This window comes from Methylocaldum sp. (assembly GCF_039794385.1).
Taxonomy (GTDB): Bacteria; Pseudomonadota; Gammaproteobacteria; order Methylococcales; family Methylococcaceae; genus Methylocaldum.
Window position 1 is genome coordinate 1 of the sequence record NZ_JBDIVO010000129.1, and the last position, 11,689, is coordinate 11,689.

Annotated in this window: 11 protein-coding genes and 3 pseudogenes; 5 read left to right on the forward strand and 9 right to left on the reverse strand. The window is 59.3% G+C overall.

The window, feature by feature from the left end; translation table 11 throughout:
- Positions 1–289: 289 nt before the first annotated feature.
- The 8 genes and pseudogenes from ABJK70_RS12475 to ABJK70_RS12510 form a co-directional block, all read right to left on the reverse strand.
- Positions 290–616, reverse strand: coding sequence for a hypothetical protein (locus ABJK70_RS12475; protein ID WP_077732154.1), 327 nt, complete (start codon positions 614–616; stop codon positions 290–292).
- Positions 617–648: 32 nt separating this feature from the next.
- The gene (locus ABJK70_RS12480) at positions 649–2,289 is read right to left on the reverse strand and encodes a CRTAC1 family protein (RefSeq protein ID WP_139840966.1); all 1,641 of its coding nucleotides are present in this window, start codon (positions 2,287–2,289) and stop codon (positions 649–651) included.
- 67 nt (positions 2,290–2,356) lie between these two features.
- Positions 2,357–3,265: a spondin domain-containing protein gene (locus tag ABJK70_RS12485; RefSeq protein WP_156881725.1), complete on the reverse strand. Its 909-nt coding sequence runs from the start codon at positions 3,263–3,265 to the stop codon at positions 2,357–2,359.
- A gap of 433 nt (positions 3,266–3,698) precedes the next feature.
- The gene (locus tag ABJK70_RS12490) at positions 3,699–3,881 is read right to left on the reverse strand and encodes a hypothetical protein (protein ID WP_240506747.1); all 183 of its coding nucleotides are present in this window, start codon (positions 3,879–3,881) and stop codon (positions 3,699–3,701) included.
- Between the two features lie 184 nt (positions 3,882–4,065).
- Positions 4,066–4,230 (reverse strand): hypothetical protein, encoded by a 165-nt coding sequence (locus tag ABJK70_RS12495; RefSeq protein WP_205780863.1) that lies wholly within the window; start codon positions 4,228–4,230, stop codon positions 4,066–4,068.
- Positions 4,230–4,396 (reverse strand): annotated as a pseudogene (locus ABJK70_RS12500) (mononuclear molybdenum enzyme YedY); the annotation flags it as partial. The gene ABJK70_RS12495 and the pseudogene ABJK70_RS12500, both read right to left, overlap by 1 nt.
- 36 nt (positions 4,397–4,432) lie before the next feature.
- A complete protein-coding gene (locus ABJK70_RS12505; RefSeq protein ID WP_077732158.1) occupies positions 4,433–4,978 on the reverse strand; it encodes a cytochrome P460 family protein in 546 nt (181 codons plus the stop codon).
- A 112-nt stretch (positions 4,979–5,090) separates the two neighbouring features.
- Positions 5,091–6,290 (reverse strand): beta-propeller fold lactonase family protein, encoded by a 1,200-nt coding sequence (locus tag ABJK70_RS12510; protein ID WP_347258140.1) that lies wholly within the window; start codon positions 6,288–6,290, stop codon positions 5,091–5,093.
- A gap of 417 nt (positions 6,291–6,707) precedes the next feature.
- On the opposite strand from ABJK70_RS12510, the gene ABJK70_RS12515 reads away from it, so the two are divergent.
- The 5 genes and pseudogenes from ABJK70_RS12515 (at position 6,708) to ABJK70_RS12535 (ending at position 10,319) form a co-directional block, all read left to right on the forward strand.
- A complete protein-coding gene (locus ABJK70_RS12515) occupies positions 6,708–8,624 on the forward strand; it encodes a sigma 54-interacting transcriptional regulator (protein WP_077732159.1) in 1,917 nt (638 codons plus the stop codon).
- A gap of 533 nt (positions 8,625–9,157) precedes the next feature.
- A pseudogene (locus tag ABJK70_RS12520) lies at positions 9,158–9,439 on the forward strand (transposase); the annotation flags it as partial.
- Positions 9,440–9,457: 18 nt separating this feature from the next.
- A pseudogene (locus ABJK70_RS12525) lies at positions 9,458–9,598 on the forward strand (transposase); the annotation flags it as partial.
- A 31-nt stretch (positions 9,599–9,629) separates the two neighbouring features.
- A complete protein-coding gene (locus ABJK70_RS12530; protein WP_077732161.1) occupies positions 9,630–9,833 on the forward strand; it encodes a hypothetical protein in 204 nt (67 codons plus the stop codon).
- Positions 9,834–9,923: 90 nt separating this feature from the next.
- Positions 9,924–10,319: a hypothetical protein gene (locus ABJK70_RS12535; RefSeq protein WP_086132887.1), complete on the forward strand. Its 396-nt coding sequence runs from the start codon at positions 9,924–9,926 to the stop codon at positions 10,317–10,319.
- Positions 10,320–10,424: 105 nt separating this feature from the next.
- Here the strand turns inward: ABJK70_RS12535 and ABJK70_RS12540 are convergent.
- Positions 10,425–11,689, reverse strand: a 1,265-nt coding sequence (locus ABJK70_RS12540; protein ID WP_347258141.1) for a conjugal transfer protein TraG N-terminal domain-containing protein, incomplete at its 5' end; no start/stop codon positions are given.

Consider the following 11,689-nt stretch of genomic DNA (forward strand, 5'->3'; position numbering starts at 1 on the left):
CGCTCCCGTTCACGGTCTTCACGCCGGTGCGAAAGACGCCGGGACAGGCGCATCTCGATGCCGCCGACCGGTTGTATTCCACGGCCGTGTCGCGGGTTCGCCAACCCATTGAAGCGCTGTTTAACTGAATTCAGGCGAAAACCGGTATCGAGGCGGCCAGCAAAGTCCGCTCCTCGCGGGGACTCCTCGTTCACGTCTTCGGCCGCCTCGCGGCTGCCACGTTCCTGTTGAACCAGTGGCCGGACAGCCCTTAATTCGCATTTAAGCGAGTGTCATTGTCCGACCTTTCTCACGTGCCCCCGTCACTGCGATGGATAATCCGCAATCGTCGGCTGATCCGGTCCAAAATCAGAAAAGCCCCCGCGAGGATCAAGACATGGATGAATCCGGAGATATTGGACCTTGAAACGAGGAGCCCGGATTGGATAAGCAGCACGCTCAGGAAGGCCGATGCAAAAATCGATAATGCGCCGGTCAAGGGATCGAACGGGCGGCGGCGCAGCAGCCAGAGCGGAGCGAGAAACGCAAATCCAGTCAGGCCGACCAAGCTGGCGCGCACCAGATTGACTTCAGGGTACAGAATGCGAAAACGCCGATCCAGCAGGAACAGCAGCAACGTCAGGCTACCGATCGAGAGTCGATTTCGTTTCAGTGCGGATGCCCCTTGGCCGATTTGGCAGCGGAGTGGGTTTCGGAGTCCAAGGTAGCGCCTGTGACGGGACCGTCAATCCGGAACGGCCGGTTCACGGGCGGATGATCGAAGACCGTCTGGCTCCCGTCTGCCCATGCGATCACAAGCCGCTCGGCATGCGTGCCTCGACCCAGGCCAAAAACAAGAGCTGAGGTCTGATCGGTGCCCAGCCCCGAAGCAGAAGCGACCTCGCGGGTGTATTTGGCCCCCGAGCCTTCCAACGACGCGCGGGCGCCAAGCGAACGAACGGTATCCGGCAGGATCACCGTGACCCGGTTGTCGTCGCTGCGGTTCAAGTAGGCCCGGCTCGGGCTGTCATTGTTGAGCCAGAACAGGTCCGGACGGCCATCACCGTCGAAATCGGCGATGACGGGCGAGTTGCTGAACGCGGGGTTCTCGGCTACCGGCGCAGGGTAGAAATCCGGCGTCGTGCCGACACCGAGGAGCACTTTCCCGGGAAACTTGAACAGGTGGTGGACTGGCCACTTGACGTAGTTTTGGGATACGAGGAGGTCCAGCGTCCCGTCGAAATTGACGTCCTCGAATACCGGTCCCCAGGCAAAACCAAGTCCTCCGAGTCCCGCCGCCTTCGTGACATTGCTGAAGCGGAACCCGCCCTCGTTGCGCAGCAACAACCAGCCGCCAGCGTAAGGCTGGTCATCATGGCGGTCGCCTTTGGCAGCAAAAGCAGGGAACGAATCGCCGACGTTGGAGAACACGAGATCCTGGTCGCCGTCGCCGTCCATGTCGCCCGCCGCGACGCCCATCCAGAAGCCATAACCCGACGCGAGCGGCACGGCCTCGAAGCGGCCATCGCGGAGGTTGCGCAGGATTTCGACCTGGCCGGTGTTTTGCGCGAGGACCAAGTCTTGATAACCGTCGCCATCCAGATCGACGAAAATCGAGGTGAAGGTGTTCTGCTTCGAGGCGGTGACTGGTGTTGTGATGTCCGTGAATCGGAGATTGCCGTCGTTGCGCAGCAGGCGGTTCGTCTTGGCGTGCTCGGGCACGTTGAATGTGGCCGAGACGAAGTGAGGGCGGTCGACGAAATCACTGATGTAGAGGTCACCGTCACCGTCATGATCGATATCGGACACGGCGATCGCCAGCGGGACTGAATTGACGGGTAATGCGACCGGCAGGGGTTGCGGCTGGAATTTTTGGTTCTGGTTTATATAGAGTGTGACACCATCATCGCGTGCCACGATCAAGTCCACGTCTCCATCGCCGTCGAGATCAATTGCGCAGGACCCGTAGGTCGCAGGTTTCGGGTCCGGAGACGAAATTCCCGTGCCGGCGATGCGGTCCACCAGCCGCCCATCTTGCAGCGCAAGCAGCGCGTCCGGTTGGCCGGCGCCGCCGCCCACGAAAATCTCCTCGCGGCCGTCGCCGTCCAAATCCAGCACGGCGGCTCCCGTGAGGTGGTGGGATGTCTCGCGGTTCCAGCGATGCGAGAAGTCGACAGCGATCTCCTCGTAGCGAGGCAGCGCCACGCCCTTGGGCAGGGCGCGCAGCGGTTCGCTGGGGTAGATCCACACGCAGCCCGGAAAGGCCAGGCCGGCAAGCACACAGGCCGCGATTCTGAGTGAATTTTTCACGGTAGTATCCTCCAGGTAGCCCGCCGCAGTGAACGTGGCGGGCAGGTGTGGAAAATTGTTAACCGCACTACTGACGGACAAAGGTGACCTGGCCGACCGGATTACGCTTGCCGTCCTTTTTCAAGAAATACGCTGCGTCGCTCGGCTGGACAGTTCCGCGTGGCTCGGCGTCGCTATCGAAAGCCCGATAGCTGGTGCCCGAGTCCGTGCCCGTGTCCCAGGCGTAAAGCGTGACGGACTTTTTGCCGACCCATTGGCCGTTCTCCATCAGCATGACGTCGGCGGCAAAGCCGCACCAGTCCGGGCTGGGCGCGATCATCGCGCCGATCGACACCATTGGATGACTTGGGTTGATCTCAAAATTCGCAACGGCCTTGCCCGGGACGTCCCGTATCGGATCCGGCGTTTCGATCAATACCCCGGCGGCACCGGCCGCAATGGCCGAGCGGATTTCGTCATCAAGCGGCTGGTGCTTTCCTTCCTCGCACAGATGCTCAACGCCCGGCGATGCTGTGCCGCCGGCCTTGAACGGCGAGTAATCGGCGTTGTGAGTTACGCCGATGACCGGAGAAAAGTGCGCGAGCAACGGGAAATCCTTTGGATGCGTCTTGGAACTCCAAGTCCGCTCGAAAGAGACCTGGTAGCGCGCGGGCGCGGGTTCCGCATGGGCAGCGCTACAGGATAGAACTGCCGCCGCGAGGGCCGTGCCGCTGATCCAGCGCTGGCCGCGAATGGCGGAAATCCGCGAGGACACAGGGGTTCCGATGTGCTGGCGGGGGGCCAGATGACGGGATTGGGCCGGAACTGAATTAGGGAAGCGCATGGTCGATCTCATGGTGTGTCTCCTAGTGCAGTGATGTGTTGTGGTTGCTGCGATCGCTTCCGGAACCAAACTCCGGCGGATCGTGAAACTGTTAAAACAATCAACGTGCCAGTATTGGATAAGGGTAAAAACAACCAATAAAATCCATGACATATGCACTACACGGAGATACGGCCATAATTCTCGGCCATCGTGCCCACTGCCATTTGCAGGGAAACCTCAACTATTCGTGGGCCTGATCGGGCATATCCAGCGTAGCCTTGGTGATGGGTACCAACCCGCGTGATTGGCCACTCTGGTCGTCCACTTCACGGCTACAACCCTGTGGTCTTTTGTGCAGACACGCCTCCAGGACTGAGATCCAAGGGTTAAGGAGAACGTGATGTTCGCGGAGGTGAAAAAGACGAAAGTCGCGTGCAATCCAGGCATGAGATTTCACCACTCGTGTGGTATCCAAGGACGCTGTGGGTAGGCAATTATCCCGCCGGCAGCTTCTACCCATCCCTTGTCCGGCCATCATGCGGACGCGCCTTTGGATCAGCAGCCCGCAAGACACTGGCCTTTGGCAGACGGACCGCCGGCAAAATCAGCGGAATCCAAAAAAATAGATCACCGGTGTTTGCGTATCGGCCTCGACCAGCCACAAATAGTGGATCGCGTCCAGAAGCGCCGCGGGATAGATCGGCTTGTGCAAGGGCTTCCAATCGTGCTTGAGGCGGCGTTGCCAGCCATTATCGAGGTGATCGCGAGCGGCAGCAGCATCAGCCACGCGGCGAAGCCGAGCGTGATGGGGGCGCGCTTGATCAAGTCATCTCCGAGTTGCCGAAGCGAGAACTCAAGATCGAAGACGAGGTAGATGGGAAAATCCAGGCACAGGTAGGCGTACGCCCACAGGCCCAGCGCGCGGTGTACGCGAATCGGCTCGGTCAACCCCGTGAGCCTGCGCAGCGGCGTCATCCCAGCGTCACGAGCAGCAGCCGCAGGGTCCAGTCGCCCGTGTAGTGCTCGAGGAATTCGGCGGAAATGGGCCCGCGCCTACTGGCGATCGTCCACTGGATGGCGAATGCGAGCGTCCATGCGGCGAGCCGCCAAAGCCAGAGCTTGAACGTCGCAGACATCAGAAGTCGATCCTGAGGTCCATGCCGGTGTAAGGGACGCCACTTCAGAGCAAGCGTTGAACATCAGCGTCTCGCGCTTGAAGAGCTCGAAGAGGCGCCACTCGCGCCTCCGGCTCCAGCGCGGATGATCCACTCCGGGATTCACGTTGGCATAGAAGCCGTACTTCCGGCAGTGTGTATGACCCGATTTCCACGAATCAGCTCAAGGCTTCAGGGTGGGATAACCTTCGACGAACACCCAGTCCGTCGCCCTGGCAGGAATATGACAGCTCTGACAGGTCTCGGTGAAGCTCTTTGACGTATTTAGCGCCGGGTTGCTCGCTTCGTACATCGCCCAGCCCCAGCCCTCTGCCCAATGCGGGTGGTTCTTAAAACGACGCTTGTCGTCCTTGATCATGACAAACCAGACTGCGTTTTCCCCGGCCCATTGCGCCGGACCGGTGGTCTTGAACCCGGTTTGCAGTGTGCGGATTTCCTTGACCAACACGGCTCCATCCGGGAAGCGACCGTGCTGGCGATAGTAGGCGGCGGCTTCTGGTTGCGTGTAGACATCATGAAAACCCTTGCCTGGCGCCTTCTCGTCGGCGACCACCCAGGATCCAAGGTGGGTCCAGGTCGTGCGGTAATTTTCCGGCAGACGGGTTTCGCCTTTGTCGTCGACCCAGCGACTGTAAGTCTCTCCGGACATGTCTGCCATTGCCGGAACGGCGACCATCAGGGCAAGCGGGATCGTAAACAGGTGTTTCATGGCGTGACTCTCTAGTGAGCGGCTTGCATTCGTTCGAATCTGTTGTCATCAACTGTCGGCAAGCACTGGGTTGAAAGCCCCAGCGCTTGCTTGCTGACCAAAAGCAACCACTTCAGCGAACGACTAGTCCGGTGACGCCGGCGGGCAGGGAGTCGAGGCTTTCCAGTTTCTCGAGCGCACCGCCCCTGCGGATGCGGTAAATGCCAATGCTGTGATCGCCGCCGCTGAGGGTGTACAACACCGTGCCATCCGTAGAAACAGCGAGGTCGGTCGGCCGGTTTTCTTCGGCCGCTCTCGTTTGCAGCAGCGACAAGCGCCCCGCAGAGTCGAAGGCGAACGCGGAAATGGCATTGGCAGGCGTGTCCGCAGTGAATGCGACACGCCCATTGGGTGTAATGGCCAGCCAGCAAGCGGCGGTTTGACCGACCGCAACTTCTCCATCGATCACTTGCACCCTTCCATCCTCCAGCAATTGATAAGAGGAGACCGTTGCCCCGCCGACAGCACCACCCTGGGCCTCGGAGACAAAGAATTGCTCGCGCTTGCCGAAGGCGAAACCGAACGGCGTGGTTCCGGCTGAATCGATAACATGGCGGTTCGCCGGTGTGCCGTCTTCGCTCAGGGAGAATGTGGTGATTTTGTTGGTCACTTTTTCCGTGACAACCAAGGCGTCGCCCTCCTGGCCGAAACTGATTTGAGCCGGCGCTGTGCCCTCCCCGCTGAGATTCCAATGGGACCCGGGCAAGGGATGCAGCTTCCCGGCGCTGGGATCGAACCGGAAACCGTAGATGGAATCGTCCCCGGCGTTGACCACATATACCCGATTGCGGTTAACGGTTATGCTGATTGGGGTCGATCCTTCCTCGGCAACGCGGTCGACGAGCACTAGACCGTCGCGTTTCACCCGGAACACCGAAACGTCGTTGCTGCCCGCGTTTACAGCAAACAAATAGTGCTCGTTGTGACTCAGTGCGAGCGCACCCTGATTGCCCAGGCCGGAACCGGTTCCCGTTCCGCCCGTGGTAAAACGACCTGCCGGTTCCATGTGGCCGTTGCCGTAGCGCCGAAAGGCGAGCACTTCATTCTGGATAGCGTCGTTAGACAGGGTATACACTGTTTCCTGGGCATCGTTCCGTTCATGGTCGGGGCGCTCGTCCGAATCGGCCAAGCCGATGGCCGGGATGAACGATGTGAAACAGAGCATGATGAGCGTAAGCTGTGGCATCAATAACGCAGTGGCCAGGTCGGATGATAAGAAGGGTTTCACCGCCCTCCCCAGCCCACAGGCCCGAATAGATCTTGTGAATGACATGTCGCTACCCTCCTCTTGCAATGGGTTGAATCGAGCGCTTTCCCGTCATCGGGATGATGAACGGATATCGCCCTTTTTCCTTCACAAGAATCGTGCCGACCTCTGTTAACCCGTGTAAGCCGCAGAAATCAAAGCTCTGGATAAGAAGGGCTACCGGTCAGGACCGCCGCAGATCTCCAGAGAAAGCCGCAACATCTGGTGGGGGTCGCAAGATATGGTGGCTACCGCGGTCTTCATTCGCCAATCGACATGCGATCCGCATGCTCCGGATGCCGTCGGGCGATGATTGGGCCTTCGGCATCGACTGGCCCTTGAAGCCGGGTACTACGCGAGGTAGATTGGGTCGCTCGGCTTAGGTGCTGCGCATCGAGCTGGGGTCGTACCTCCCTTGGGAAATGACAGGGGCCTTACTTCCGGATGCCGAAGAATTCCACGCCTACGACACTCTCCCCCTCAGAACCGCCAGGACCGACCGATGCGTTGGAACTGGCGGCGTTGCGCGCCATCGTGGAAGGGACCGCTCATGCCACGGGGGAGGCGTTCTTCCGCGCGCTGGTGCGGAACCTCTGCCTCGCCACCGGAGTCACCAATGCCTTCGTCGCGGAATTCGCCGATTCCGAGACTCGGGTCCGCTCGTTGGCATTCTGGAAGAACGGCCGATGGATCGAAACCCAAGAATGGGAGCTGGCAGGCACGCCTTGCGAGGACGTGCTTCGCGGTGGGCTATGCCATTACCCCGCAGGGGTCTCGCAACGGTTTCCGAAGGAGGAGGGAGTCGAGAGCTACCTCGGTGTGCCGCTCCGGGACGCTGACGGCGGCATTCTTGGCCATCTGGCGATCTTCGATCACCGGCCCATGCTGCCGGAACCACGGCTGTTATTCACGTTCCAGATCTTCGCGGCCAGAGCCGCGGCGGAGCTGGACCGCATAAGGCTGCTGAAGCAGCTTCGCCAGAGCGAGGAACGTTTCCGCGATCTGTTCGATGAAGCGCCGATCGCCTATGTCCACGAAGATTTGCAGTCCAGATTCATCCGGGCGAACCGAACCGCCATGCGCATACTCGGCATCACGCCCGAGCAAGTACCCGGCACCCTGGGTATGTCGTTCGTGCCTAATACCCCGGAAGCCCAGCGCCGGGTGAAAGAGGCCTTCGCGTCGATCGGCCGGGGAACGGATACCAGCGGCGTGGTGCTCGAACTCCGCCGTCGGGACAACAATCAGCCAATCTGGATTCAGTGGTGGTCGCGGCCGGACCCCAGTGGACAGTTTACCCGTACCATGTTCCTGGACATCACCGATCGCGTATTGATGGAGCGGGAACAGGCCCAGCTGAAGGCGCAGAACCTGTATCTGCAGGAGGAAATCAAATCGGACCACAACTTCGAGGAGATCGTCGGGAGAAGCGCGGCGATTCAGTCGGTGTTGTCCAACGTCCGCCGCGTGGCGCCTACGGACGCGTCGGTGCTGATCCAGGGCGAATCGGGTACGGGGAAGGAACTGATCGCCCGCGCGATTCATTCCGCCAGCCATCGGCGCGACAAGCCCTTAGTCAAAGTCAATTGCGCGGCCTTGCCGACGGGCCTCGTGGAGAGCGAGTTGTTCGGCCACGAAAAGGGCGCCTTCACCGGCGCCATCGCCAGGCGCATCGGGCGATTCGAACTCGCCGACGGCGGCACCATTTTTCTGGATGAAATCGGCGAAATCCCGCTGGAAGTCCAGGTCAAATTGCTGCGAGTCCTTCAGGAGCAGGAGTTCGACCGGGTAGGCGGGAAAGCGCCGATCAAGGTCGATGTCAGGGTGATCGCCGCAACCAACCGCGATCTGCTGAAGGCGGTCGCCGACAAGACATTCCGCGACGATCTGTATTATCGACTGAATGTGTTTCCCGTATTCACGCCGCCCCTTCGAGAGCGAACAGAGGACATTCCACTGCTGCTGCGTTTCTTGATCGAGAAGTTTGCACCCCGGATAGGTAAGAAAATCGAGGGTATCAGTAGCAAATCCCTGCAAAGACTGCAGTCTTATCGCTGGCCGGGCAATATTCGCGAACTGGAGAATGTGATCGAGCGCGCCATTATTCTGGCGGATGGGCCACTCCTAGAAATCGACGCGGAAATGCTGCCGGGATCTACCGACCCTGCCCCTGACGCAGGGTTTGCCGTGACCAGCGGCGCCACTCTGGAAGCGGTCGAACGGCAACATATTCTGGCAGTGCTTGAAAAGGTTGGGTGGGTAATCGAGGGCCCCAATGGCGCCGCCCACATTCTTGACCTACATCCCAGCACCCTTCGGTACCGCATGAAAAAGCTCGGTTTGACCCAGGAGCGCCGTTAACTATCGCGGGCTCCTCGAATAGTTGAGGACGATTTACCAAGCCCATTGCGCTGCACGAATCGCGGCTTTGCGGTTGCATCGCCGGTGCCACGGCCATCTAACCAAAGTGTTCCTAGCCGGACGGCGTCTTGGCGAAGAAATGGCACGACATTCGCTATTCTCCTCGTGATCACTCACAAAATGCAGCGTTCATGCTTCGAATCACCGTCCAAGCAGACTCCAGGACCCGTGTTCGCCTGATCGTGGAAGGTAGGCTAATCGGGCCGTGGAACCCAGCGCTGGAAGCAGCGGTGAGTGAATCTCGCGCGGCATATGAGCATGTGCACCTTGACCTTTCCGGACTCCAGTTCGCCGATGAGCAAGGACTTAGCCTGCTTCGCAGATTCGTTAGCGAAAATGTGGTGTTGGAACGAGTATCCCCTTTCATCCAGGAGCTCCTGACCACTCGCCTCGAATAATCACCGGCTGAAAGCCGGTGGCTTAGGGTTAGAGCGTGTTATGAACTTTTTGCTGGAGAAGTGGTTATTACGAGCATGATGACTCGTAAACCTTATCCTAGCGATGTGTCGGACGACGAATGGATGTTCGTCGTGCCTTATTTAATCTTGATGAAGGCGGACGCGCCCCAACGCCAGCACGATCTGCGTGAGATCTTCAATGGTCTGCGCTGGTTGGTGCGGGCCGGTGCGCCCTGGCGGCTGTTACCGCATGACCTGCCGCCCTGGGAAGCCGTCTATCAGCAGACCCAGCGTTGGCTTGCGGCGGGCTGTTTCGAAGCGGTCGTCCACGATCTCCGAGAACTTCTGCGCCAGGCCCAGGCCGGATCGAAAGCGTTGAAGCGTGTAGAAGGTCGGCTAGCGGTGCCGGAGTTGTGCCGGGAGTTGGGGGTCAGTTCGGCGACGTTCTACAAGTGGCGCGCGAAATATGGAGATATGGACACATCCTTGATAACTCGGATGGAGGAATTGGAAGCCTAGAATGCCTGCCTGAAGGAGATCTACGCCGATGACCGTTGAAGATACCCCAATCCATTACCCGGTAATGATTCCGCCCGAGCGAGCAATCGATCCGGCAGCAGCCAACCTCACAGATGACACGGAGCCCGCGCTTGAATGCGGCGGACGAAATGCCAAGCACGCCATTGATCTGATTGGCCGGCCGATTATCGGCCAACATCTTGATGAATTGAGCGAGATCGACGGCTTGTAGGTGTCTCTCACGCTGGAACTTGCGCCATCGGCACTGCCGTGCGATTTTTATGTCTATACGTCCGCTGATCCCCGGCATGGAGGAATGCCGATGAACACCATCCTACTCACCATTGGCCTTTTTTGGATCACTGTGGCTGCCTACGGCCTGACGCGGCAGCGTCCGGCCGAATTCTGGCGGACGGTAACGACCGATGTGGTCATCACGCGAGAGCTGTGGGGCCGCTGGACCATTCCCGTTCGGGCAATGCGCCTCACGTTTGCTCCAACGGTGTTTGTCTGCGCGGTGGCCGTCGCGTGTGGCTGGATGCTGCTGCAACTGGTTTTTGGCTCACTGGACGATGCTGAAGAAGATGTTTCTTTTGACAAACGGGATGAGTCTGAATATAGCATGGGCGGGATTTATAACTACGCTACAGGCAAGTGCGACAACGGCTGCCAACCTGGTGGTATTTACGATTGGGACCTGCGGCAAGGAAAAAGTTGAATAACTCGGTCGTGGCTGGCCGAATTTCTGCCAAAAAATGGGCCTGAAATCACGCTGATTCCAGTCCCGGTTTACTTTGAACTTAGAAGTACTTGGGGTGAACGATCACTTCTTGTTAGGGGGTTTTAGCTCGCGAAACCGGTTCTTCACAAGGCTGAGCGCGTTTCCAAAGCCGCTGCCGGTGGCGGCCGCACTAGAGTTTGTTCCCTCTAGGAAGGAATTGAGTCCAACGCCCGCGTGATATCCAGCCCAACCCAACATGCCTACCCATAAGACCGGCACGATCGTGAACATCGTGCCGGTAACGAGATCGATCACCACTTCGCTCACGGTGTAGTCCATCTTATCGGCAGCAAAGTCGAACCAGCCGGTGGGGTTGAGTGCTTGTTGGAGCGTATTATCGAGCCAGACGGCCGCCCACAGGAATGTCAGGAACCGCACGGCAAAGAGAGTAATCGTCAAAGTCAGGAGCGTGCCGACGGAAAACTCGCCGAATAACAGGACGAACGGCATCAGCGCAAAGATCAGCATCAGAAGAACCGCCTGGCCGACAGGCGCCGCTTCGCGAATGGCGTACATCTTCGACTGAAAGAAGACCGATTCCCACCACCCTCCAACGGTTGCGCCTGCTCTTGCCAATCGTCCGCCGGCGGCATCCCCTAACCCGGCTGTCACCGGCATGCTCAACCTGCCGTCCTCGATGGTCCACATTGACCGAAGGGCAGCGTCTTCGGTCTTTCTGGCGTCCCAGCCGAACGCATTCATGAGTTGGGTCACCCACCCCTGGGTTTGTGCCCACGCCTCCACTTCGATCTCTTGGATCAACCGGTCTCTGATCCCGTAAGTCTGTGCCTCCCACCAGTCCTTGCACTCGGGCCGGCCCCACTGCGGCGCCGGATAATGCTCGGTGTCGTACTCCGTATCCCGTTGCGGATCGAAGGGAAAGCCCGGTATTTCCTCGCTCGCCCTTGTCGCAAGGTTAATGTTGTTCACTCCGTAGTAGCTACTTGTGTCCAAGAAGAATTGCGAACCCGGCCAGTCGATGTCCGACGGGTCGTACCCGCTCGGCAGCGGCTGCTTGCTATCGAAGAGCCTCATCCGGGCGGGATACCAGCAATCGTGCGTGAAAAGTTGAAGCTCCCGCCGAAGTTGCGGGTCTTTGATCCGGCTGTTTTCAAGCTTGTATTGGTACAGCCGGAAGTCGTTCTGGCAGGGAATCGCGGCGACCGCGGCGTTAACCACTCCGCCCGCGGCCGCCATGACGCCATACCACCACACCGGCACGTGACCGGTAATCCCGGAGATGCCAAGATTGGTAAACACGCTGTCGTAGGTCGTGTTGGAGGCGCCGCCCTTCGGCGCATCGTTTG

Coding starts and splice junctions, on each gene's coding strand:
- ABJK70_RS12515 (WP_077732159.1), top strand. CDS start 6,708: ATGCCGAAGAATTCCACGCCTACGACACTCTCCCCCTCAGAACCGCCA.
- ABJK70_RS12530 (WP_077732161.1), top strand. CDS start 9,630: ATGACCGTTGAAGATACCCCAATCCATTACCCGGTAATGATTCCGCCC.
- ABJK70_RS12505 (WP_077732158.1), bottom strand. CDS start 4,978: ATGAAACACCTGTTTACGATCCCGCTTGCCCTGATGGTCGCCGTTCCG.
- ABJK70_RS12535 (WP_086132887.1), top strand. CDS start 9,924: ATGAACACCATCCTACTCACCATTGGCCTTTTTTGGATCACTGTGGCT.
- ABJK70_RS12510 (WP_347258140.1), bottom strand. CDS start 6,290: ATGTCATTCACAAGATCTATTCGGGCCTGTGGGCTGGGGAGGGCGGTG.
- ABJK70_RS12485 (WP_156881725.1), bottom strand. CDS start 3,265: ATGTCATGGATTTTATTGGTTGTTTTTACCCTTATCCAATACTGGCAC.
- ABJK70_RS12495 (WP_205780863.1), bottom strand. CDS start 4,230: ATGTCTGCGACGTTCAAGCTCTGGCTTTGGCGGCTCGCCGCATGGACG.